25 protein-coding genes and 1 pseudogene are annotated in these 22,486 nt (G+C 72.1%); 13 read left to right on the top strand and 13 right to left on the bottom strand.

Features of this window, described 5'->3' with window-relative positions:
- The first annotated feature begins 19 nt into the window (after positions 1-19).
- A complete protein-coding gene (locus tag OHB01_RS25110; protein ID WP_142645166.1) occupies positions 20-1,267 on the top strand; it encodes a sensor histidine kinase in 1,248 nt (415 codons plus the stop codon).
- Entirely contained in the window at positions 1,258-1,905 is a 648-nt protein-coding gene (locus OHB01_RS25115; protein ID WP_328709714.1) for a response regulator transcription factor, read from the top strand. The genes OHB01_RS25110 and OHB01_RS25115 overlap by 10 nt, the downstream gene beginning before the upstream one ends.
- A gap of 182 nt (positions 1,906-2,087) precedes the next feature.
- Here the strand turns inward: OHB01_RS25115 and OHB01_RS25120 are convergent, their stop codons facing one another.
- Both OHB01_RS25120 and OHB01_RS25125 read right to left on the bottom strand, forming a co-directional pair.
- Positions 2,088-2,504 (bottom strand): cupin domain-containing protein, encoded by a 417-nt coding sequence (locus tag OHB01_RS25120; protein ID WP_142645168.1) that lies wholly within the window; start codon positions 2,502-2,504, stop codon positions 2,088-2,090.
- Positions 2,505-2,659: 155 nt separating this feature from the next.
- A complete protein-coding gene (locus OHB01_RS25125; protein WP_142645169.1) occupies positions 2,660-3,037 on the bottom strand; it encodes a cupin domain-containing protein in 378 nt (125 codons plus the stop codon).
- A 61-nt stretch (positions 3,038-3,098) separates the two neighbouring features.
- On the opposite strand from OHB01_RS25125, the gene OHB01_RS25130 reads away from it, so the two are divergent.
- Positions 3,099-3,566: a MarR family winged helix-turn-helix transcriptional regulator gene (locus tag OHB01_RS25130; RefSeq protein WP_221889848.1), complete on the top strand. Its 468-nt coding sequence runs from the start codon at positions 3,099-3,101 to the stop codon at positions 3,564-3,566.
- Between the two features lie 108 nt (positions 3,567-3,674).
- On the opposite strand, the gene OHB01_RS25135 is transcribed toward OHB01_RS25130, so the two are convergent.
- The 3 genes from OHB01_RS25135 to OHB01_RS25145 form a co-directional block, all read right to left on the bottom strand.
- Positions 3,675-5,195, bottom strand: a complete 1,521-nt coding sequence (locus OHB01_RS25135) for an MFS transporter (protein ID WP_260617045.1) — start codon at positions 5,193-5,195, stop codon at positions 3,675-3,677.
- Positions 5,196-5,308: 113 nt separating this feature from the next.
- A complete protein-coding gene (locus OHB01_RS25140) occupies positions 5,309-5,956 on the bottom strand; it encodes an LppX_LprAFG lipoprotein (protein ID WP_142645172.1) in 648 nt (215 codons plus the stop codon).
- A gap of 115 nt (positions 5,957-6,071) precedes the next feature.
- Positions 6,072-6,539, bottom strand: coding sequence for a MarR family winged helix-turn-helix transcriptional regulator (locus OHB01_RS25145; protein ID WP_142645173.1), 468 nt, complete (start codon positions 6,537-6,539; stop codon positions 6,072-6,074).
- Between the two features lie 38 nt (positions 6,540-6,577).
- On the opposite strand from OHB01_RS25145, the gene OHB01_RS25150 reads away from it, so the two are divergent.
- A complete protein-coding gene (locus OHB01_RS25150; protein ID WP_142645174.1) occupies positions 6,578-7,519 on the top strand; it encodes a cation diffusion facilitator family transporter in 942 nt (313 codons plus the stop codon).
- Here the strand turns inward: OHB01_RS25150 and OHB01_RS25155 are convergent.
- Together OHB01_RS25155 and OHB01_RS25160 are read right to left on the bottom strand one after the other, a co-directional pair.
- Positions 7,499-8,146 (bottom strand): 4'-phosphopantetheinyl transferase family protein, encoded by a 648-nt coding sequence (locus OHB01_RS25155; protein WP_142645175.1) that lies wholly within the window; start codon positions 8,144-8,146, stop codon positions 7,499-7,501. The genes OHB01_RS25150 and OHB01_RS25155 overlap by 21 nt on opposite strands.
- 720 nt (positions 8,147-8,866) lie before the next feature.
- On the bottom strand, positions 8,867-10,261 hold the full coding sequence (locus OHB01_RS25160) for an aminopeptidase P family protein (RefSeq protein WP_142645176.1): 1,395 nt from the start codon (positions 10,259-10,261) through the stop codon (positions 8,867-8,869).
- Between the two features lie 166 nt (positions 10,262-10,427).
- On the opposite strand from OHB01_RS25160, the gene OHB01_RS25165 reads away from it, so the two are divergent.
- From OHB01_RS25165 to OHB01_RS25185, 5 genes are all read left to right on the top strand, one after another.
- Complete coding sequence (locus OHB01_RS25165; RefSeq protein ID WP_142645177.1) at positions 10,428-10,856, top strand: CBS domain-containing protein; 429 nt, start codon at positions 10,428-10,430, stop codon at positions 10,854-10,856.
- 126 nt (positions 10,857-10,982) lie between these two features.
- Positions 10,983-11,237 (top strand): Smr/MutS family protein, encoded by a 255-nt coding sequence (locus tag OHB01_RS25170; protein WP_030509549.1) that lies wholly within the window; start codon positions 10,983-10,985, stop codon positions 11,235-11,237.
- A 196-nt stretch (positions 11,238-11,433) separates the two neighbouring features.
- Positions 11,434-11,832 carry a YciI family protein gene (locus OHB01_RS25175; RefSeq protein WP_328854049.1) on the top strand — a complete coding sequence of 133 codons (399 nt, stop codon included), beginning with the start codon at positions 11,434-11,436 and terminating at the stop codon, positions 11,830-11,832.
- A complete protein-coding gene (locus OHB01_RS25180) occupies positions 11,832-13,055 on the top strand; it encodes an RNA polymerase sigma factor (RefSeq protein WP_328854050.1) in 1,224 nt (407 codons plus the stop codon). The genes OHB01_RS25175 and OHB01_RS25180 overlap by 1 nt, the downstream gene beginning before the upstream one ends.
- A gap of 136 nt (positions 13,056-13,191) precedes the next feature.
- On the top strand, positions 13,192-13,584 hold the full coding sequence (locus OHB01_RS25185) for a hypothetical protein (protein WP_142645180.1): 393 nt from the start codon (positions 13,192-13,194) through the stop codon (positions 13,582-13,584).
- A gap of 97 nt (positions 13,585-13,681) precedes the next feature.
- Here OHB01_RS25185 and OHB01_RS25190 read toward each other — a convergent pair whose 3' ends face one another.
- Both OHB01_RS25190 and OHB01_RS25195 read right to left on the bottom strand, forming a co-directional pair.
- On the bottom strand, positions 13,682-14,929 hold the full coding sequence (locus tag OHB01_RS25190; RefSeq protein WP_405393456.1) for an IS256 family transposase: 1,248 nt from the start codon (positions 14,927-14,929) through the stop codon (positions 13,682-13,684).
- 796 nt (positions 14,930-15,725) lie between these two features.
- Positions 15,726-16,205, bottom strand: a complete 480-nt coding sequence (locus OHB01_RS25195) for a cupin domain-containing protein (protein ID WP_147942129.1) — start codon at positions 16,203-16,205, stop codon at positions 15,726-15,728.
- Positions 16,206-16,589: 384 nt separating this feature from the next.
- Between OHB01_RS25195 and OHB01_RS25200 the strand changes: the two genes are divergently transcribed.
- Complete coding sequence (locus OHB01_RS25200) at positions 16,590-16,889, top strand: MarR family transcriptional regulator (protein WP_222709374.1); 300 nt, start codon at positions 16,590-16,592, stop codon at positions 16,887-16,889.
- Positions 16,890-16,983: 94 nt separating this feature from the next.
- Here OHB01_RS25200 and OHB01_RS25205 read toward each other — a convergent pair whose 3' ends face one another.
- Both OHB01_RS25205 and OHB01_RS25210 read right to left on the bottom strand, forming a co-directional pair.
- On the bottom strand, positions 16,984-17,274 hold the full coding sequence (locus OHB01_RS25205; RefSeq protein ID WP_142645183.1) for a hypothetical protein: 291 nt from the start codon (positions 17,272-17,274) through the stop codon (positions 16,984-16,986).
- A 30-nt stretch (positions 17,275-17,304) separates the two neighbouring features.
- The gene (locus OHB01_RS25210) at positions 17,305-17,757 is read right to left on the bottom strand and encodes a carboxymuconolactone decarboxylase family protein (protein ID WP_142645184.1); all 453 of its coding nucleotides are present in this window, start codon (positions 17,755-17,757) and stop codon (positions 17,305-17,307) included.
- Positions 17,758-17,906: 149 nt separating this feature from the next.
- Here OHB01_RS25210 and OHB01_RS39945 point away from each other — a divergent pair.
- Together OHB01_RS39945 and OHB01_RS25220 are read left to right on the top strand one after the other, a co-directional pair.
- Positions 17,907-18,083, top strand: a pseudogene (locus OHB01_RS39945) (AfsR/SARP family transcriptional regulator); the annotation flags it as partial.
- A gap of 146 nt (positions 18,084-18,229) precedes the next feature.
- On the top strand, positions 18,230-20,686 hold the full coding sequence (locus tag OHB01_RS25220; RefSeq protein WP_328854052.1) for an ATP-binding protein: 2,457 nt from the start codon (positions 18,230-18,232) through the stop codon (positions 20,684-20,686).
- 55 nt (positions 20,687-20,741) lie between these two features.
- Here OHB01_RS25220 and OHB01_RS25225 read toward each other — a convergent pair whose 3' ends face one another.
- Complete coding sequence (locus tag OHB01_RS25225) at positions 20,742-21,005, bottom strand: HPr family phosphocarrier protein (protein ID WP_205829688.1); 264 nt, start codon at positions 21,003-21,005, stop codon at positions 20,742-20,744.
- Positions 21,006-21,174: 169 nt separating this feature from the next.
- A complete protein-coding gene (dhaM, locus tag OHB01_RS25230) occupies positions 21,175-21,549 on the bottom strand; it encodes a dihydroxyacetone kinase phosphoryl donor subunit DhaM (protein ID WP_142645185.1) in 375 nt (124 codons plus the stop codon).
- A gap of 36 nt (positions 21,550-21,585) precedes the next feature.
- Here dhaM and OHB01_RS25235 point away from each other — a divergent pair, with 36 nt between their 5' ends.
- Entirely contained in the window at positions 21,586-22,350 is a 765-nt protein-coding gene (locus OHB01_RS25235; protein WP_142645186.1) for an IclR family transcriptional regulator, read from the top strand.
- The last annotated feature ends 136 nt before the right edge of the window (positions 22,351-22,486 follow it).

Here is a 22,486-nt window from a genome sequence, read left to right on the forward strand (position 1 = left end):
AGTCAATAGCGTGGAGGACATGCGCCGACTTCTTTCCCGCCTCGGCGGGGACACGGTCTATATCCTCGTCGGGTTCCCCCTCGCGACCATCACGTTCTGCCTCACGGTCACCGGCCTGTCGGCGGGCGCCGGCCTGCTGGTGGTCTGGCTGGGCGTGCCCGTCCTCGCCCTGACCCTCCTCATCGCCCGGGGAATGGGCGACGTCGAACGGCTCCGCATCCGCGCGGTGCTGGGCAGGGATCTGCCCCGGCCGCGCTATCCGAGATCACCGCCCGGGGCGGGCGTGCTCCGGAAGACCGTCACCCCGCTCGCCGGAGGCCAGCCCTGGCTCGACGTGCTGCACGCGCTGCTGAACTTCCCGGTCGCGCTTGTGGCGTTCTGCGTGACCGTCGTCTGGTGGTGCGTGACGATCAGCGGGCTGACCTACCCGCTGTACGGATGGATCCTGTCGAACATCCCGGACAACCACCAGCTGCCGGAGCTGCTCGGGTTCGGCCGGGGCTACCTGGTGGACAGCGTCTTCTATCTGGTCGTGGGCGGGGTCTTCGCCCTCACGCTCTATCCGGTCGTCCGCTCCTGCGCGTTGATCAAGGCGTCGCTGGCGCGGGCGCTGCTGACCGGCGTCGCCGAGCTGCAGGAGCGCATCGACGACCTCACCGAGGGCCGTCACGCCGCCGCCCACGCGGAGGCGGATGCGCTGCGCCGCCTGGAGCGCGACATCCACGACGGCCCCCAGCAGCGCCTGGTCCACCTGGCCATGGAGCTGTCGCGGGCCCAGCGGGAGCTGAAAAGGGACGCGACGGCCGCGCACGAGACGATCGGCAAGGCCATCAGCGCGACCAGGGAGACCCTGGACGAGCTGCGGGCGCTGTCGCGCGGCATCGCCCCGCCGATCCTGGCCGACCGCGGCCTCGCCCCGGCGCTCGCCGCCCTGGCCGGCCGTTGCACGGTGCCCGTGGAGCTGGACGTACAGACGGCCGAGCGCTATCCGGCGCTCATCGAGAACACCGTCTATTTCGTGACCGCCGAGGCGCTCACCAACGTGGCCAAGCACAGCAGGGCGACGTCCTGCACGGTCGGGCTGACGAGGATCGGCGACGCGCTCATCCTCACGATCGGGGATGATGGGGTCGGCGGCGCACACGTCGCAAAGGGACACGGCCTGTCCGGCCTGTCCGACCGCCTGCGGGCCGTCGACGGCGAGCTGTCGGTGCGGTCGCCCGTGGGCGGACCGACACTGATCACGGCGGAGGTTCCGTGCGCGTAGTGGTGGCCGACGACGCCGTCCTCATCCGGGAGGGGCTCGTCCGCCTGCTGGAGGAGTTCGGCTGCGAGGTCGTCGCGACCGCGGGCACGGGAGAGGCCCTGATCGAGGCCGTCGCGGCCCATCGGCCCGACGTGTCGGTGGTCGACGTGCGGATGCCGCCGACGTTCACCGACGAGGGCCTGCGCGCCGCCGTCGAGGTGCGGGAGAAGGTGCCCGGCGCGCCCGTGCTGATCCTTTCGCAGTACGTCGAGGTGTCGTACGCCGACGACCTGCTGGCCGACGCCCGGGGCGCGGTCGGCTACCTGCTGAAGGACCGCGTGGTCGACGTCGAGGAGTTCATGGACGGCCTGCGCCGGGTCGCCGCCGGGGGGACGGTCTTCGATCCCCAGGTCGTCGCCCAGCTGATGGTGCGGCGGCGCCGCGACGACCCGCTGGCCTCGCTGACGCCGCGCGAGCGCGAGGTCCTGTCGCTGATGGCCGAAGGCAGGTCGAACCCCGCGATCGCCCGCCGCCTCGTCGTCACCGAAGGCGCGGTGGAAAAGCACATCCGCGGCATCTTCGCCAAGCTCGGCCTGCACGCCGAGGACGGCGACCAGCACCGCCGCGTCCTCGCGGTGCTGGCCTACCTCCGCTCCTGACCACAAGCGCCGGGCCGGGTGGCCGCAGCCGATCTCGTCCTGAGTCGTTCGGGTTGCCGCCGGGGCGGTCCGTGGGCTCGCCGGACGACCCCGCGCGGCGTACGGCCGGTCAGAGGGCCCAGGGCGCCCGCGGCGTACGGGCCGGTCAGAGGAGCAAGAGCACACCTGCGGCGTACGGGCGGTCAGAGGATCCAGGGCGGCACGATCCGGTCGGTCCCCTTCGGAGCGAGGTCGCATGCGTCCACGGCGGTCGTCCCGCCGGGGTTGTAGACCTCGAAGCCGGCCGGTGCGGCCACGATCGCGCTGAAGCCGGACTCCGCGTCCGCGTGCACCCGGCGGCTCACGTCGGCGGGCATGACGACGGTGTCTCCCGCCTCGACGGCGATGGTCGCGCCGTCGAGTGCGATGGTCGCGCCGCCGGTGAGGAAGGTCCACACCTGCTCGCCGTCGCTGGCGTGGTGCGGACCGGAGTTTCCGGCCGGCATGTCCACCCTCCAGACGGCCTGGGTGGCGCCTCCCTGTGTGGGCGAGGCGAGGGTGGTCATGACGCCGTTGGGAGTGGTGCTCCTGCGGCTGTCGGCGGAACGGATGAGGGGCATGCGTGACTCCTTGGTGAGAGCGGGCCGGGTGCCGGACGTTGCCGGGGCGAGCATCGGATGGGTCGCCGGGCCGGGTGCCGTCCGGGCAGGGGTGCCGGACGGGTTGCCGCACGGTCCGCGGGGGAGAAGGGCGAGACAGGAGGGAAGACCGGAGGTCAGGCGATCCAGGGCGGCACGCCGTGCACGGTGCCGTCGGGCAGGATGGCCCTGGCTCCGGCGGGGGCGGTGACGACGGCGGTGAACCCCTTGTCGGCGCCCGCCGTGACGCGCCGCGGGGTCGAGGGCGGCATGACCACGGTGTCGCCGGGCGCGACCGTGAACGTCTCGTCGCCGAGTTCGATGGTGGCGGTGCCGCCGAGGAAGGTCCACACCTGCTCGGCGTCGAAGTCGTGCAGCGGCCCGCTGGTCGCGGGGGTCGCCTCGACACGCCACAGGGCCCGGGTGGCGCCGCCCAGGGTGGGCGAGGCGAAGGTGGTCATGACCCCGGCCGGGGTCTCGGATCTGCGGCTTTGGGCATGGCGGATGACAGACATCCGGGCGTCTCCTAAGATAGACAACGTCGTTGTCGGTAATAGTGAACCAGGTTGTCTATCTGTGTCAATCGACCCGCCCGGCTTCGAGCTGCCCCTGCGGCTCTTCCTGGGGTTTCGCGTACTCATCGACGAGCTGCACGCCGAGCTGGCCCGGCAGGGGCACCCGCACGCCCGGCCCATGCACGGCTTCGCCATGCAGGCGATCGGCCCGGAGGGCACGACCGCGGTGGAGCTGGGCCGCACGCTGGGCGTCAGCAAACAGGCGGCGGGCAAGACGATCGAGACGCTGGAGCGCATCGGCTACGTGGAGCGCGCCCGCGACCCCCGCGACACGCGCCGCAAGATCGTACGGCTGACGGAGTCCGGGGTGGACATGCTGGTGCGCTCGGCCCGCGTCTTCGACGAGCTGCGAGCACGCTGGGCCGCCGTCATCGGCGAGGAACGGCTCAGGGAACTGGAGGCCGACCTGCGCAAGGTGACGCCGCATGACATCTTCCGCCTCGACCTCCCCGGCTGGTTCGGCACCTGACCCGGTCCCCGCGCCGGAAAAGGGCCCGGGAACAGACGCGGGATGGGTCGTGGAACGAGGAATCCCGCGAGCAGGTGCGAGACGAGGCGGGGGAGATGAGGCTCGGGGTCAGGCGCGGCGGCGCGGCAGGGCCAGGGCGGCGGCCGCGCCGAGCACGCACAGCCCGCACGTGATCAGGAAGATCTCGGTGTACTCCGCGTGCAGCGCCGCCTGCACCTTCGCCGTGTAGTCCGCGAGCCTGCGGGCGTACTCGGCCGCCTCCACCCCGAACGGCAGCGGCGTGTCCAGGTGCGCGGTGAGCGACTGGAACCGGTGGAAGCCCCAGGCCGACAGCGCGGCCACGCCCAGCAGCATGCCCATCATCCTGGCCACCACGACCGCCGCCGACGCCACCCCGTGCTGAGCCGCGGGCACCAGGCGCAGCACCGCCGACGAGACCGGGGCGATCACCACGCCGAGGCCGAGGCCGGCCACCACGAGGTCGACGTCCATCCGCACGCCGGTGGAGGCCAGGTCGAGCGGCCACCGGGAGATCATCCAGTAGCCCACGGCGGCCACCGCCAGCCCCGCCACGGCCACCGGGCGCTCGCCGAAGCGCCGCACCAGGAGCCCGCCGAGGAACGCCGCGACCGCCAGCGCGGCGAGGAACCGGGTGAGCACCAGGGCTCCGCCCACCGCGTCCTTCCCGAGCAGCGTCTGTGCGGCGAGTTGCACGTCGACCAGCGTGACCAGCAGCGCCGCCCCGGCCAGCAGGCTCACCGCCAGCGTGGCGAGCAGCGGCGTCCTGGGGACGCCCGTCAGGTCGAGCAGGCGGACCGGCGAGCGGATCTCCCACAGCACGAACAGCACGGCCGCGACCACTCCGGCGGCCACACACGGCAGCCCCCACGGCGGCAGCACGGCCGTGTCGGGGGAGGGGTTGTAGAGCCCGGCGACCAGCAGGCCTAGTGCCAGCGCGAGCAGGACACCGCCGCCCGCATCCACCTTCCCCACGCCCGCCTTGCCCGTGCTCGCGCCTGCCTCGTCTGTGCTCGCCGTCCCCGCGCCCACCGTCCCCGTGCCTGCGTTGCCCGTGCCCGCCTCGCGGGAGGGCCGGCCGTACGGCCCGCGCCCGCCGGGGACGGCCACCTGAACGGCCACGGCGGCCAGCAGCGCGAGCGGGAGGTTGACCCAGAAGATGCCGCGCCATCCGGCGAGGGCGGCCAGGCCCGCGCCGTACAGCGGGCCGAGCACGCTGCCGAGCTCCTGCGCCGCACCGACCGCGCCGAGCGCCACCGCACGGGTGCGTTCGTCCCACAGGTCGCCGATGAGGGCCATCGTGATCGGCAGCAGCGCGCCGCCCGCGACGCCCTGGAGCGTACGGCCCGCGACCAGTGCGGGGACGCCCGCCGCCAGAGCGGTGACGAGGGAACCGGCGGCGAACCCGGCCAGGCAGGCGTGGATCAGCGCGCGCCTGCCGTACCGGTCGGACAGGCGGCCGAGCAGCGGCATCGCCGCGACATACCCGAGCAGGAACCCGGTCACGACCGGAGTCGCCCGCTCCAGGTGGTTCAGCGGCACGCCCACATCGGCGGCGACGTCCACGAGCACGGTGACGACGACGTACGCGTCGAGCGCGGCGAGCAGCACGGCGGCCCCGCCGACGCCGAGCGCGAGCCGGCGCCGCCGCGCGACGGACCCGGCCGGCCCGGCCGCCCCGGTCGCGTTCGCGCTGCCGGTGCCGGTGGCGTCGGTGGCGCCGGTCACGACGCGGGCGGGGCGATGGTCACGGGGGCGTCGTAGTCCCCCATGGTCACGGCCACGGAGCCGCCGGTGAGCGGCAGGTCGAGCTTGAGCAGGCGGCTGGTGGCCTTGTCGAGCCAGAGCGTGCCGTTGACCCCCTGCTGCACGCCGGGGACCAGCTTGGCCAGCACCTGCTGCGACAGCGCGGCCGTCACCCGGTAGGCGGCGGCGTCGCCGATCTTCTCCTCCGCCTGCGTCCGGACATCCTGCGCGGTGGACAGCAGGTCGGGTACGCCGGTCAGCACGGCGGAGGGGTCGTACAGGGCGATGAGCTGCTGCCGGGTCATCGTCTGGAAGCCGCCGGTCGGTCCCTTGAAGTAGACCTTGTCACCGACGAGCACGAACTCGATCTCCTGCAGTCCCGCGATCTCGATCTGCAGGGTGCCCTTGGCGTCGCCCTCCCGGGTGAGGCTGCCCTCGGCATGCCGGACCGGGATGGCGGGCTTGTCCTTGGTCTCGATCGTGAAGGCGACCGTCTTGACCGTGCGCATGGAATCGGCCGAGCGCTTCAGCAGCGCGGGACCGTCCGGCAGGGCAGTCTCGCTCTTCGCGCTGCAGGCGGTCACGAGCAGCAGGCCGGCCACGACGAGCCCGAGGATTGTTCGCACAGCCGGATCGTAGCGATCGAGCGCGGCCGGCACGCGCTCCCGCGGGAAACGGTTTGGCCCCGCCTGTCGCGGGAAGCCGGAGCCGGTGCTCACCCCGCGCCGCCCCACGGCCTCCTCACCGGGTGCCGCGTACCGCCTGCAGATGATCGACGATCGGCGTGTAGATCTCGTCGAGGGCGGACACCTGCTCGGGCGTCATGAGATCGATGAAGTGCCGGCGGACGCTCGCCACGTGGTCCGGCGCGACCCGCTGGATCGTCTCCCAGCCGTGGTCGGTCAGCACGGCGAACGTGCCGCGCCGGTCGTCCTCGCAGTCCTGGCGGGTCACCAGGCCGGCGGCCTCCATCCGGGAGATCTGGTGGGACAGCCTGCTGCGGGACTGGATCGTCGCGTCGGCCAGCTCGCTCATGCGCATGCGGCGGCCGGGACTCTCGGAGAGGTTCACGAGGATCTCGTAGTCGTTCAGCGACAGCCCGGTGCCCTGCAGCTCCCGGTCGAGCTGGTGGAAGAGCAGGCGGTGGGCGGCCAGATGGGCCCGCCAGGCGCGCTGCTCGTGCGGGGTGAGCCAATGAGGGGCTTCCATGACGACCAGCATAAGATCACTTGAGCGAATGGAGCGGAATGGCCGACAGCGAGAACGGTGAGAGCCTCGGCACAGTCGTGGTCGCGGGCGCGGCCAACCTCGCCATCGCGCTGGCCAAGCTGGTCGCGGGCTTGATGAGCTCCTCCTCGGCGATGCTGTCCGAGGCGGCGCACTCCGCGGCCGACACGGCCACCGAGGTCGTGCTGTTCGCCGCGATCCGGCACGGCGAGCGCCCCGCCGACTCCCGCCATCCGCTCGGCCACGGCAGGGCCGCCTACCTGTGGGCGATCGTGGCGGCCTGCTTCACACTGGTCGTGGGGGCAGGGTTCTCGCTGACGCACGGCTGGCACACGATCACCGAAGGAGAGAGCCTGGGCGACGTCGGCGTGTCGTACGTCGTGCTCGGGGTGTCCTTCGCGATCGAGTCGGTCTCCCTCGGGAAGGCGCTGCGGCAGCTCCGCGGCGAGGCCCGCCGCTGGCGGGTGAGCCCCGGGCGGCTGCTGCGGCGCACCTCCGACACCGTGCTCAAGGCCGTCGTGCTGGAGGACTCCGCCGCGCTGCTCGGCATCGCCACGGCCGGCGTCGGCCTGCTGCTGTCGCGGCTCACCGGCTCGGCAGTGTGGGACGGCGCCGCCTCGATCGTCATCGGTCTGCTGCTGCTCGGCGTGGCGCTGACCCTGATCAGGACCAACGCTTCGCTGCTCATCGGCCAGGCGGCGCCGTACGGGCTGCAGGAGGAGATCCGCGGCGAGCTGGCCGCCCAGCCGGAGGTCGAGGCCGTCGTCGAGCTCGTCACCGTCATGATGGGGCCCGGCCAGGTCATGGTCGCGGCGAAGGTCGACTTCCGCGACGAGACGTCCGGGCAGCGGCTGGAGCTCGCCTCCGACCAGGTGGAGCGGCGGCTCACCGAGCGGTTCCCGGAGATCCGGCAGGTCTTCCTCGACCCCACCCCGGGACGGTCAGCCGCCAAGGAGGCGTAGCTTGGCGGGCTCGTCGGTGACCGCGGACGCGATCACCGTGCCGGCCGTCCACTCGACGAAGTGACGGCCCTGCCATTCCAGCGGGCCCGACAGCCCCTCCTCAAGCGGCAGGGCCGACAGGTCCGCCTCGCGCAGCCGGTCGAGCGTCAGCTCTCCCCGCTTGACCAGCGCCTCCTTGCGCACCCACTGGCGGATCAGCCCGCGGTTGTCGTCGCCGACCAGCTTCGCCTCGGCGGGGGTCAGCGCGAGCTCCACCAGCCTCTCGTCGGCCGGGCCGTACGTGGCGTGCTCGGCGTCCACGCCCACCCGCCCGAGCCCGGCGACCGCGCAGACGTAGCCCGAGGTGTGCGCCAGGCTGATCGACACCTCGGGGGCCTCGGCAAGCCAGGGCCGTCCGTGGGCCTGCCCGCAGGTCTCACAGCGCTGCACCACGGTCAGCATGCAGGCGCGGGTGCCGAGCAGCTCGGCGGCGCAGTGCCGTACGAGCAGGTGGGCGGCGACGAAGTCGAGGCGGTCCCGCTTGCGGGTGAAGCGCTCGGCGCGTTCGCGCTCTGCCTCGGTGAGCGTGCCGGCGACCATGTCCAGCACGTCGGCGGTGTGGCCGGCCACGGCCAGTGGGGGGCGCACGAGGCCACTGTAGGGGAGCGATGTGACGATCACGTGAACTGGGCCTCTCCATCGCGGGTGCGCTGACCTGGCCGAGACGGGTAGCGGCACGGACGGCTCCGCGGACGGCTCCGCGGACGGCTCCGCGGACGGCTCTGCGGACGGCTCTGCGGACGGCTCCGCGGACGGCTCCGTACGGCTCTTACGGCTCGCGCGGGGTGCGACCCGCCCGTCCGCGGGGCCGGCGCAGCGCGGACACGGGGCGGGCGCCGTCCGGCCCGGACAACGGCATCCGGATGACGGCATGCGTGACGATCAGCGCGCTACGCCACAGCGCTGCCGACGGCCGGTGTGCCGTGTGCCGCTCTCGCTACCGCAGCCGTTCTGATGGCGGGCGACGCCGAGGCCTGATGGGGGGCGACGCCGAGGCACAGGTCTCCACGCAGGCGCAGTTCACGACGGTCGGTGCGCAGGCCGCCTTCAACGGACGGCCGGTCTGCCGGTCGTGCCGGCACCCCGTCTGTGAGGTGCTGCACGGCACCCCGTCTGTGAGGTGCTGCACGGCATCCTGTCTGTGAGGTGCTGCACGGCACCCCGTCTGTGAGGTGCTGCACGGCACCCCGTCTGTGAGGTGCTGCACGGCATCCTGTCTGTGAGGTGCGCGCGGGTCCGCGACGGACGCGCTCGTATGGCTTCCGGCCCGGCGGCGGGCCCGGACCGGAAGCCCGGATCGGGGGTCGCTCACCCGGCCAGAGCGGCCATCCACGCCTCGATCTCGTCGGAGCGGCGGGGCAGCGCGGCCGACATCAGGCGGGCGCCGTCGGCCGTGATCACGAGGTCGTCCTCGATGCGGACGCCGATCCCGCGCAGCTCCGGCGGCAGCGTCAGGTCGTCGGGCTGGAGGTAGAGCCCCGGCTCCACGGTCAGCACCTGCCCCTCCTCCAGCACGCCGTCCAGGTAGGTCTCCGCCCGCGCCCGGGCGCAGTCGTGCACGTCGAGGCCCAGCATGTGGCCGCTGCTGCACAGGGTGTAGCGCCGGTGCAGGCCCGCGTCGGCCTGCGATTTCGTCAGCAGGCCCCACTCGCGCAGCCCGTCGGAGATCACCCGCATCGCGGTCTCGTGGAACTCGCGGAAGCGCACACCAGGGCGCAGCACCGCGATGGCGGCCGTCTGCGCCTCATAGACCAGGTCGTACACCTGCCGCTGCACCGGGCTGAACCGGCCCGACAGCGGCAGTGTGCGGGTGACGTCGGCCGTGTAGAGGTTGTCGCCCTCGACCCCGGCGTCCAGCAGCAGCAGCTCGGCGGGGTCGAGCCGTCCGTCGTTGCGGATCCAGTGCAGCACGCACGCGTGCGCGCCGGACGCCACGATCGACTGGTAGCCCACCGCGTTGCCCTCCAGCCGCGAGCGCAGGCCGAAGACGCCCTCGACGTACCGCTCGCCGCGCGGGTGCGCGAGGGCCGCGGGCAGCGCGCGCACCACGTCCTCGAACCCGCGCGCCGTCGCGTCCACCGCCTGCTGGAGCTCCGCGATCTCCCACTCGTCCTTGACCAGCCGCAGCTCCGACAGGACCGCGGCCAGCTCGGCGTCCCGGTCGTCGCCGGAGGGGGAGACGAGCGCGTCCACCGAGGCGTCCACCCCGCGCAGCACGCGCGCGGGCCCGCTCAGCGCGGCCGGCAGCGTGCCGATGTGCGCGCACTCGATCTGGTACGCCGCCTCTGCCTCCGCGAGGTCGAAACGGCGGCCCACCCAGAACTCGCCGTACCGCCGGTCGCGGTAGAACTCCTGCGACTCGGCACGGGACGGGCGGGGATGCAGGAACAGCCGCGCCTCACCCGACGGCTCGATCACCAGGACGTCGTCCGGCTGCTGGTCGCCGGTCAGGTAGGCGAACGCGCTGTGCGTGCGGAACCGGTGGTCGTCGTCGTTGCTGCGGGCCTGCAGCGTGCCCGAGGGGATGACGAGGCGCTCGCCGGGCAGCCGTTCGATGAGCCGGGCCCGCCGCTTGGCCGCGTACGCGGCGACCGGCAGCGGCGCCACGTCCTCGTGCACGTCGGCCCAGCCTCCGCGCATGAACTCCGCGAGCGCTTCCGTGACCGGGAGATCGTGACTCCCGGTGTTGAGTTTCTCGGCCATCCTCTGCCCCCAGGGTGCGGTGATATTTCGCCATCGTAGGGGTGGGGGCCCTTGACGATGTACGACGACCGCTGTTGCCTGGGGAAACAGGATTTCGCCGCTCCGGCCGGCCGGCGGGAGCGGAAGCGGGGACAGATCCCCCGGGTGCCCCTGAGAGGTGGTGTCGATGCTCATCGGGACGATCTTGCAGAGCAAGGGAACAGGTGTGGCGACCGTTCCGCCGCACGCCACGGTGTCCGAGCTTCTCGCCCGGCTCGCCGAGCTCAACATCGGCGCGGTCGTGGTCTCCGAGGACGGTCTGACCATCGCGGGCATCGTGTCGGAACGCGACGTCGTACGGCGGCTCAACGAGCACGGCGCCGCGCTGCTCACCATGCCCGTTTCATCGATCATGACGGCCGAGGTGCGCACCTGCGGCCCGGACACCAACGTCGACGAGTTGCGCCGCACCATGACCAATCACCGGATCAGGCACGTGCCCGTCGTCCGCGAGGGCCGGCTGGCCGGCATCGTCAGCATCGGCGACGTCGTCAAGACCTCGATCCAGGAGCTGGAGAGCGAGAAGGAGGCCCTCGTCGGCTACATCAACGGCTGACCCCGGGCCCTGTCTGCGTGGGGTGCGGTCCCCGCCTCGCCCCGTGTCCCTGTCGCGCGTTCCGCATCCCTGTTCCGCGTCACGTATCTCGTATTGCGCGGCGAGCGGCGACTTAGACTCGCTTGCGTGAAGCTGAAGCTCGACCTCCACGACATCTACAACAAGGGCAGCGAGATCGACAAGGCGCTGCACGGCATCATCCAGGAGGCCGTACGCAAGAAGGCGACCCAGGTGGAGATCATCCCGGGCAAGGGGTCCGGCCAGCTCAAGAAGAAGGTGTTGCGCTTCCTGGAGCAGAAGGAGATCAAGGCGCTCTACCACCGGATCGACAAGGATTCCAAGAACCACGGCCGCCTGTTCGTCTATTTCCAGTGGAAGTAGCGGCGTCTCACGTCCTGTCAAGAACCTGCTGATCCGGCCCGAGGCCACACCCGCGGCGTCCGTACGGAACGCGGGCAGGAGGGATCGGCCGGTGACTCGGCGGAAGATTTTTCCGGGCCGTGTCGATCCCTGAGCCGCTCGTTCGACGTAGGGGTGCGAGGGACGAGACGCGGCCCCGCCGGAGAAGGAGAACAGGATGCCGAGCTACATGCTGATCATGCGGGGCACCGACGAGTCGAACGCGGCCATGATGGCCGACATCGAGGAGATGATGGCCAGGACCCGTCAGTTCATCGATGAGATGGTCAAGGCCGGCGTTCTCCTCGCGGCGGAAGGGCTGGACGATCCGCGCCAGGGTGCCGTGGTCGACTTCAATGGCGAGGTCCCGGTGGTCACGGACGGGCCGTACGGAGAGACGAAGGAACTGTTCGGGGGCTACTTCCTGCTCGACGTCGCCTCGAAGCAGGAGGCGGTCGAGTGGGCCAAGCGGGTCCCGGCCGTCACGGGTTCCAAGATCGAGGTCCGGCGGGTGGCCGGCGAAGACGAGATGCCGCAGAACACCGCGCGATCCGTCGAGGGACGGGCCCGGGTCTGATGGGTGCGGCCGACGTCGAAGCCGTCTGGCGGATCGAGTCGGCGCGGATCGTCGCCGCTCTGACCCGGTTCACCGGCGATTTCGGGTTGGCCGAGGACGCGGCCCAGGAGGCGGTGGCCGAGGCGCTGGTGTCGTGGCCGCTCGAACCTCCGGCCAATCCGGCCGGCTGGCTCATGGCCACGGCGCGGCGGCGGGCCATCGACGCGATCCGCCGCAGGACCGCGCTCCAGGACCGGTACGCCCTGCTGGCGGCCGACCCGGACGATCCGCCGGTCGATGAGGAGGCCGACCCCGACAGGATCGACGACGACATCCTGGCGCTGATGTTCGTCAGCTGTCATCCGATGCTCTCGCCCGAGGCCCGCGTGGCGCTGACGCTGCGCGTGGTCGCCGGCCTGTCCAGCGAGGAGATCGCCCGTGCGTTCCTCGTCCCCGTCCCCACCGTGCAGGCCCGCATCACCCGGGGCAAGAAGACGATCGCGGCGGCCGGAGTGCCGTTCGAGCTGCCGCCGGCCGACGAGCGCCGGGAGCGGCTGGGCGGCGTGCTCAGCGTCCTCTACGTGATCTTCACCGAGGGTTCGACCGCCACATCGGGCGACCGGCTGATGCGCCCCGACCTCGCGTACGAGGCGATCCGGCTGGCCCGCACCCTGGCCGCGCTACAGCCGTACGAGCCGGAGGTGCACGGCCTGCTGGCGCTGTGCGAGCTGACGGCCGCGCGCTTCCCGGCCCGCACCGGCCCGGACGGCTCGCCGATCCTGCTGGAGGACCAGGACCGGCGGCGGTGGGACTGTTCGGCGATCCGCCGCGGGCTTGCCGCGCTGGCCAAGGCGTCCGCCCGCGGCCTCGGCCCCTACGGCCTGCAAGCCGCGATCGCCGCCACCCACGCGTCGGCGCCCTCGGTCGAGGAGACCGACTGGGAGCGGATCGTGGTGCTCTACGAGGCGCTCGGCCGGGTCGCGCCCTCGCCGGTGGTCGAGCTCAACCGGGCCGTCGCCGTCGCCATGGCCTCGGGTCCGGCCCAGGCCCTGGCCATCGTGGACGAGCTGATCGCCTCGGGCCGGCTCTCCGGGTCGCATCTGGTTCCGACCGTACGCGGGGAGCTGCTGGCCCGCCTCGGCCGGAAACCGGAGGCGCGCGCCGAGCTGGAGCTGGCGGCCCGGCTGTGCGCCAACCAGCGCGAACGCTCGGTGCTGTTGCGCAAGGCGGCCGCGCTGGGCTGAATTCTGGACTGGGCTGACTTCTGCGCTGGGCTGACTTCTCCGGCCCGACCGGCCGGGATCCGAACGCGGCCCGGATGCCCGTTCCGCCGGCTGGGCGCGCTACCGGCAGGCTGTGGCGATCGCTACGGTCGGCGGCATGGGACTGCTGTTGGCATTGCGTCCTCCGCAGCCGCGTCCGAAGAGCCTGCGTCGCGCCACCCGGGCACAGCGGCGTGAGCGTCGCCGTGCGGAGGCCGAAGAGTGGATGACGGCAGAACGGCGGGGCTGGGTGCTGGACGTGGAGGTAGACGAGCTCCTGTCGCTGGTGGACAGCGCCGGAAGCAGCGGCCTGCTCGTTCTGGGAGGGCTCGACCCGTGGTCGGACACGGTTCTCGATCGGCGCGACCTTCCGCAGCTTGAGGCCGACGTCGACCGACTGGAGGCCGCCGTCGGCACCGCCGCGCAACGCGAGCTGGTGGCGGCCATGCGGAAGCTGCTGACGTGCTGGCGGGCAGAGCCCGATCTGCTGTTGCACTGCTACGGCGACTGACCGGCGCGCGCCGTGGACACACGTCCCGATCACCCCCGCGTGAGGCCGCGTCCATGATCGTGGTGTATGAGAAGACCACTCGTAATCCGGCGAACTTCTAAGCCGTAATCGCCTCGATATTCACTTTAGCATCATTTGTCTCATTTTGAGAGTGGGTGTGCTTACGGCATTCGGCCAGGATCTCCAGGCCCATGTAGCGGCGCTGCTCGGTCCACTCGTCGTTCTGCTCGGCCAGCACCGCGCCGACCAGGCGGACGATGGCCTCCCGGTCGGGGAAGATGCCGACCACGTCGGTGCGGCGGCGGATCTCCTTGTTCAGCCGCTCTTGGGGGTTGTTGGACCAGATCTGCCGCCAGACGGCCGTGGGGAAGGCGGTGAAGGCCAGGATGTCATCACGGGCCTCGTCCAGCCGGTCGGCGGCCTTGGGGTACTTGGCCTCCAGCACCTCGACCACGTGCCGGTGCTGGGCGTGCACGGACTCGGTGTCGGGCTGTTCGAAGATGGTGCGCAGCATCGTGTGCACCCACGGCTGCGCCGTCTTCGGGACACAGGTGCCCAGGTTTCTCGCGAAGTGGGTGCGGCAGCGCTGCCAGGAGGCGCCGGGCAGCGTGGCGGCGATCGCGTCACGTAGCCCGGCGTGGCAGTCGCTGGTGACCAGCAGGACGCCGGACAGGCCGCGGGCGACCAGGCCACGCAGGAACGCCAGCCAGCCCGCCCCGTCTTCGCAGGAGACGACGTCCAGGCCGAGGATCTCCCGCTGCCCGTCGGCATTGACACCGGTGGCGATCAGGCAGTGCACGTTCACCGTCCGCCCGCCCTCACGCACCTTCTGAGTGAGCGCGTCGATCCAGACGAAGGTGTACGGCCCGCCGTCCAAAGGCCGGGACCGGAACGAGGCGACCAGCTCATCCAGCTCGGCGGCCATCTTCGACACCTGCGATTTGGACAGCTTGGTGATGCCCATCGACTCGGCGAGTTTTTCCATCCGCCGTGTGGACACACCCAGCAGGTAGGAGGTGGCCACCACGCTGGTCAGCGCCCGTTCGGCCCGGCGGCGCTTGTCCAGCAGGAAGTCCGGGAAGTACGACCCCGACCGCAGGCGGGGGATGGCCAGCTCGATGGTCCCGGCCCGGGTGTCCCACTCCCGGCTGCGGTAGCCGTTGCGGGAGTTGACCCGCTCGCTGCTGACCTCGCCGTAGCCGGCCCCGCACAGCTGCTCGACCTCGGCGTCCATCATCCGCTGCGCGAACTCGCGGATCATCGTGCGCAGCAGGTCCGGGCTCGCCGCGGCGAGAGTCTCGTCGAAGTAGTCCCCGGCAGCGGGCACAATGTCATTGACGGCCACTTCATCCCCTTCGTGTCTGAATGTGCGAATCGAAGGATTACGAAGTGGCCGTCTCTTGTCACATGGATCTCTCCCGTCGCACCAAGGGAAAGATCACCCGTACACCACTCCCATGGACGCTAACCCGCGTGACCCGGCCTCCGGCGAGCCGTGCGACTTGCTGACAGCCGTTTTGCCGTCAGCGGGTGTGGCCGGTGCGAGCATCGCGAGAGGCAGAAGCGATCACCACGGCTTGGGGGAAGCATGCTTCGAACACTGATCGTGCTGGTGGGCATGGCCGTAGCGGCGTCGCCGGCCGCCAACGCCTGGGCAGGCGACGTGCCTGCGGTTCCACAGGCACGGACGGTCGCAGCAACCTCGCCGGCCGGGCAGACGGCGGGTGCGTGCAGCCCCGGATCGCTGTGTGCGGCGGTCGACTGTGGTCCCGGCCGCGTCTGCGTGCCCTCTCCCAAGCAGTGCTTCACCACACCATGCCCGCAGTACGACTGCGTGCCCGAGGCCTCGGTTTCCCGCGCGAATCACCGGCCTCCGTACGCAGGCTCACACCCGGGCGGCCGGTGGCGGCCCCGCGACCCGGAGCAGCGACCGGCCTACCCGCACGACCGGCGAACGACGGATCGTTCAGAGAACCCGCCTGGGGGCGCTCCGGCGCGGAACATCGGACTGGCGATCGACCTCCAGCCCTGAACCCGGCTCGATAGGCCCTGGCGGCCCTGCCGCGCCTGTGCCTCCCGCGCTATTGAGTGTCATAAGCCCCGGTGTTGCCTCTGCTCCGTACGCCCGTGTCCGCTCCGTTTCAGAGCCAGAAGGTGTCGTGGCGGAGGTAGAACTCCGCCTTCTCCTCTTCGCTCATGTCCGCGAGTGTGAGCAGCCCCTCGAAGTAGCCCTCCCGGGGTGCGCCGGGCGCGAAGTGCAGCAGCATCGACGCCGGCTCTCCCGACTCGTTCCGGAACGCGTGGGTGCCGCCCTCCGGAACGTGTACGAAGTCGCCAGGGCCGGTGTCGATCCAACGCCGGCCGTCGTAGATCCGCACCGTGCCGGTGAGGATGTAGAACGACTCGGAGATCGACCGGTGGAAGTGCGCCGCCGGGCCGCTGGGCTCCGGTCCCATGTCCCAGCGGTAGAGCCCGAACTGCCCGTTGGTGGTCGCACCGGTCGCCAGATAGTGCACCGTGGTTCCGCTCGGGTAGACCAGCTCGGGCGTGGCGTCCGGGCGCCGGTACGACGCCGTCGGCTCGCCCGTCTCACCGTGGTAGGCCGGTGGGGGATAGGTCACTGCTCGTCCTCTCCTCGGGTTCGAGCCGTTCGGCCTCCGGATCGCGGCACGCGCCGCTGAAGGCCGATCGTCGTCACTCGCGAGTTCCTACCCGGTGTCGCCGGGTGCGCACAGCGGCACTCGCCGACCGAAGTCGACCGTACGCCCACCGCCCGCCGAGGTATAGGTGATGCGCACACCGCCGGCTCCTGCTGAGGCGTGCTGAACCGCCAAGGCACGGCGGAGGTCGTCGCACCGCGTTGGTCGAGCAACAGGCCGAACCGCCGCACATCGCCACGCCGATCGTCGCGCAGCCGCACACGACAACGACGCAGCCGGTCCAGCCCGCGATCGTGTGCCCGAGGTCCACATCGTCGTGTATGCCGCTCATGGTTCTCCTCGGCGGTGACCGGCGTGCTGAACCGGCTGGAGAAGGCCGGGTACGCGCACCGGCAGCCGGATCCCGAGGACCGCCGCCGGGTGCGCGTCGTCGCCGGCCCGGCCGTGGCCGCCACCGCCGCGGCCGTCTACGAACCCTTCTATCGGCGGTTGAACGAGCTGTTCGCCGACTACACGCCCGCGGAGATCGCCGTGCTGTCCGACTGGTTCACTCGCGCGGGCGACCTGATGCGGACGTATCTGGAGGAGATCCGGAGCGACCAGCTCGCCGGTGTGCCCCGCTCTCGGCGCACGCGGAGCCGTTGAGGCCGCGCGCCCCTTCCGCGCGCCGGGCCCGCCGCTCTCTCCACCGGCCGCACCGGGCGGTTCCGCCCGGTGCGGCCACCGTGCGTGGGCCGGGTCAGCGTTCGTCGATGACCCGGCCGTTCAGGGCGGTGGCGTCCTTGGTCAGGGCCATGGTCAGCGGCGCCTCCGGGAAGGTGGGCAGGGCGGCGAGCGCGGCGCCCATCTGCTCCCCGCTCTCCCAGTGCCAGGTGTCGGTGTAGGTGCCGTCCTCGAGCTGGACCAGCACGGTGCGGATGAGGCCGGGGTGCCCCTCCCTGATGGTCGCGATCAGCGAGGTCCTGCGGGCCAGGAACTCCTCCAGGTCGGCCTCGGGGACGGAGTAGCGGTGCGAGCGGACGGCGGACATACCGGTGTCTCCTGTGTGAGGGGTGGGGGCTTACCAGCTGCCGGCGATCTGCCGGACCGGGGCGTTCAGGCGGTTGAAGAGGTTGGTGACGGCGATCATCAACAGGATCGAGGCCAGCTGCTTCTCGTCGAAGTGGCCGGCGGCGTTGTCCCAGACCACGTCGGAGACGGCGTCGGCGCGGTCGGCCAACCGGGTCGAGGCCTCCGCCAGCTCCAGCGCGGCCCGTTCGGCGTCGGTGTAGTACGGGGCCTCGCGCCAGGCGCTGACCAGGCCGATGCGCTCGTCGCTCTCGCCGAGCTTGCGCAGGCTCTTCAGGCCGCTGTCGACGCAGGGGCTGCAGCCGTTGATCTGGCTGACCCGCAGGTGCACCAGCTCCAGGAGCTCCTGGGGGACACCTTGCGACTGAGCGGCCTTCATCAGCTCCATGATCGGCTTCATCGCGGCGGGGATGATCGCGGCGGGGTTCTTCATCCGGGCTTCCATCGGTGGTTCCTCCGTATCGGTTCTGCGAGATTCGTCTCGGTTCGTGTGAGATCAGAGTGGCCGTCCGGATTGATACATTCGCTATGCGCGCACGATGCGATCGTGATGGGGGGACGATGCTGCGCTTCACCCTGCTCGGCCCCGTCGAGATGGTCGTCGACGGCGCGGCGCTGACGGGCATCGCCCCACGTCACCGGGCTGTCCTGGCCTACCTCCTGCTCAACGCCGGCCGCGTGATCGGCATCGAGCGGCTGATCGACGCGATGTGGGGTTACGACCGGCCCGACACCGCCCGGTCGCAGATCCACGCCTCGATCACCGCGATCCGCAAGGTGCTGCGCGGCGCGGGAGCCGTACGGCTCCTGGAGACGCGCGCCGGCGGCTACATCGCGCAGCCGGCGCCCGGACAGGTCGAGGCGCAGGAGTTCACCGAGCTGGTGGCCGCAGGTGAGCTGCGCAGGGCCCTGGACCTGTGGAGCGGCGAGGCGCTGGAGGACGTGCACGCGCTTACGTCACCGGCGTCCGGGAGCTCTGGAACGACCGGCGGCTGTCGGCGTACGAGCGCCTGGTGGAGGGTGAGCTCGCCGCCGGGCGGCACGGAGATCTGCTCGACGAGCTCGCCGCCCAGGTGGCCGCCAACCCGCTGCGCGAGAAGCTCAACGGCCATCTCGTCCTGGCCCTGCACCGGGCGGGGCGGCAGCCCGACGCCCTGGCCGCCGCGCGCGCCTACCGTACGGCTCTCGCGGACGAACAGGGGCTCGACCCCGGACACGCCTTCACCGAAATGGAGCGGGCGGTCCTGGCGGACGACCCGGCCCTGCGCCTGGCCGGCGCGGCGACGGCGGCTTCCCAACCGGCGTCCCGCTCCACCTTCCTGCCGTACGACATTCCCGATTTCTCCGGACGGACCGCCGAACTGCAGCGGCTCGCGGACGAGCACCACACCGACAACGGGCCGGCGGTCGTCACGATCGACGGCATGGCGGGGATCGGCAAGACCACTCTCGTCGTCCACGTGGCCCACCGGCTGGCCGCCCGCTATCCGGACGGCCGGCTCTTCATCGACCTGCAGGCCCACACGGCGGGCCGGGAGCCGATCGACGCCGCCGCGGCGCTGGAGACACTCCTCCGCCAGCTCGGGGTGCCCGCCGACCGCATCCCGGTCGCCCCGGCCGAGCGGAGCGCCCTCTGGCGCGCCGAGCTGGCCGATCGCCGGGTGCTCGCCGTACTGGACAACGCTCTCGACTCCGAGCACGTGCGCCCCCTGTTGCCGGGACGCTCCGGCACCCTCGTCCTGATCACCAGCAGGCGGCGGCTCGTCGACCTGGACGGCGCCCAGGCGTTGTCGGTGGACGTGCTGGGCGAGGCGGACGCCGCCGAGCTGTTCGAGCGGATCGTGGGCGAACGCGCTCACCAGGAGCCGGAGGCCGTACGCGAGGTGCTGCGGCTGTGCGGGCACCTCCCGCTCGCCATCCGGATCTCCGCCGCCCGCCTCCAGCATCGCCCGCGCTGGACCGTGTCCTATCTGGCCGGGCGGCTGCGGGACCATCGCCGGCTCCTGGACGGGGTGTCGGCGGCCTTCGCGCTCTCCTACGAGCAGCTCCACGAGGACAAGCAGCGCATGTTCCGCCTGCTCGGACTGGTTCCGGGGCGCGACATCGACGTCTGCGGCGCGGCCGCGCTGGCCGGGATCCGCGAAGACGAGGCCGAGGAACTGCTCGAGGGCCTCCTCGACGCCCACATGCTCCTGCAGCTCGAACCGGGCCGCTACACCTTCCACGATCTGCTCCGCGAGCACGCCCGCTCGCTCGCCGAGGACGACGGCGCCGTCATGCGGCTGCTCACCTACTACCTGCACCGCTCCCGCGCGGCGATGGACCGGCTCTTCCCGTACACCGTCGGCCAGCGGGAGGGCATCCCCCAGCCGGCCGCCCCGATCGCGCCCATCCGCGACGCCGCGGAGGCGATCGCCTGGCTCGACGCCGAACGCTCCAACATCATCGCGACCGCCGTCCACGGCCCCGAGATCTGCCTGGGCATGCTGGCCCTGGCGATGCGCCCCTACCTCGACCGGCACGCGCATCACGACGACGCGCTGACGCTGCACACCCTGGCGCTGCGGCGCAGCCGCGCGCTCGGCGATCCCGACGTTCAGGCGCGAGCGCTCACCGATCTGGCGCGGACCTACTGGCGGCTCGGCGAGTACGAGCGGGCGGAGGAGCACGCTCACCAGGCCCTCGACGCGTGCGAGGAGGCCGGCGAACGGGCCCGGGCACTGCTCACCCTGGGAAACGTGGCCCTGCGCCGGGGCCGGGACACCCAGGCGGAGCAGCACCTCAAGCAGGCGCTCGACCTCACCCGCATCGGCGCCGACACCTGGGGCGAGGCCAACGTGCTCGGCGTCCTCGCCCTCCTCCTCGACCGGGCCGGCCGTCCCGAGGAGGCCCGGCGCCATCTCGACCTGGCGCTGGCACTCCACCGCAAGGTGGGCGACCCGGCGGGAGAGGCGGCGATCCTCGACCATCTCGGCGTCGTCCTGCGGCGCCAGGGCGAGCTCGCCCAGGCGCGCATCCGCCACGAGCAGGCCGCGGCGGTCTACCGCGCCCTCGGCGACACCGCCGACGAGGCGGCCGCGCTCAACGGGCTGGCCGAGGCGGCGGGCGACCCGGCTCGGGCCGTCGAGGAGCACACGGCCGCGCTCGCGCTCGCCGACCTGACGCGCAACCGGCCGGAGCGGGCGCGTGCGCACGACGGGCTGGCGCGCGCCCACCTCGCGCTCGGGCACGCGGAGCAGGCGTGTGAGCATGGGCGGCTGGCTCTCGGCCTCTACGGCGAGCTCGGTGTTCCGGAGGCCGAGAAGGTCCGCGACTTCCTGGAGAGCGCCGGAGAGTCCGCGAGGCAGAGCCACGCGCAGTCCGTGGGGTCATAACCGCTCCGCCGCAGCACGGCTTCGGCCGCCTCGGACCGGACTCCCGGCGCGTCCGTCAGCCGCCGAGCACCGCGCTGAGAGCGGTCAGAGCCTCGGCGGCGTCGTCGCCGGTGGCGCGCAGGGTCACGGTCTGCCCACTGGTGGCGCCCAGGCCCATCAGCGACAGCACGCTGCGCACGTCGACCGTGCGAGAGCCGTACGAGAGGGTGACGGCCGAGGTGAAGGCGGCGGCGGTCTGCGCGAGCGCGCTCGCGGGGCGGGCGTGCAGGTCCTCGCTCAGGACGATCGTGCGCTCGTCCGCGCCGGCCTTGGAAGGCACAGCCGCAGGGCTCGCCCCAGCAGGGGGCATCATGGCAGCGGTCGCTGCGGCGGGTTCAGCCACAGCGGGGCTCGTCGCGGCCGCAGCAGGGGCCGCCACCGCAGGGGGCGTCGCAGGCGGAGGGCTCGCGCCGGCAGGGCTTGCCGTCGGCGCTGGGGTTGCCGTGGGGTCAGAGCTTACGGACATGCCACGCCTCCTCGGCCGCCGCCAGCACACCGTCCAGCGAGGCGCCGCCGCCCGCCGCCACGACCGCGGAGATGGCGCCCTCCACGAACGGCACGTCGGCGATCACGACGTCATCCGGGGTCTGCAGCAACTTGGCGGTGAGCACCGAGCTGCCGAGGTCGGGGATGAGCACGACCCCGTCCCCCCGGTCCACCTCCTTGATGGCGGCGGTCACCAGGTCGGGGCTGGTGCCGAGACCGCCGTCCTCGGTGCCTCCCGCCGCCGCCAGCGGCACATGTGCGCCGCCGATCTGCCTTGCCAGTGCGGCCACTTCCGCGGCCAGGCTGCTGCTGTGTGAAATGAGTACGATGCCAACCATTCGTTATTCCTGAAGATCGTTCGGCATAATCGAAAAGTGATCCAGTCGGTGGAGCGCGCGGCGCTCATCCTGAAGGTCCTCGGGTCAGGCACCCCCCGGCTCGGGGTCACCGAGATCGCCGAGCGGGTGGGCCTGGCCAAGCCGACCGTGCACGGGCTGCTGCGCACGCTCGCCGCCTGCGAGCTGGTCGTGCAGGACCCCGACACCGGCAAGTACGCGCTCGGGCCCGCCGTGCTGCAACTCGGCAACGCCTATCTGGAGGGGTCCGAACTGCGGGCCAGGAGCCTGTTGTGGGCCGACTCTCTGGCCCAGCGGGTCAACGAGGCCGTCTGGGTCGGCACGCTGTCGGGGAGCCGGGTGATCGTGCTGCACCACGTGTTCCGGCCCGACGACGTCGTGCAGATCCTGGAGGTCGGCGCGGCGATCCCGTGGCACGCCTGCGCCCTCGGCCACGCCATCGCCGCCCACGACCCGCGCCGGGACGAGCTGCTGTCGGGCGACCTCGCCCCGCTGACCGGGCTCACCAGGACCGTCCGCGACGACCTTGAGCGGGTGCTCGCGGAGGTGCGCCGCCGGGGGTACGCCGTCGAGGACCAGGAGGCGGCGCTGGGAGACGCGGGCGTCGCCGCGCCCGTTTTCTCCCGGGACGGCTCGGTGGCCGGCGCCGTCGCCGTGGTCGGGCCGGTCGAGCGGGTGCTGGACCCGGCGCGGCGGGAGGAGATCGCGCTGGCCGTGCGCGAGACCGCACGGGCGGTCTCGCGCGATCTCGGCGCGCCCCGCTACGGCGGCCCGGCCGTCTGACCGGCCCACGTCCACCCGGCCCGAGCCCGCCCGGCCCCGGCGGCTCACGACCCGGCCGTCCAGCCGGTTCGCGTGCCCCTGCTCCCAGGCGCTGGACGGGTGGGCCGGCGCCGGGACCCGGCTCGTCGCGGCCCGG

The sequence above is a fragment of the Microbispora hainanensis genome, from assembly GCF_036186745.1.
GTDB lineage: Bacteria > Actinomycetota > Actinomycetes > Streptosporangiales > Streptosporangiaceae > Microbispora.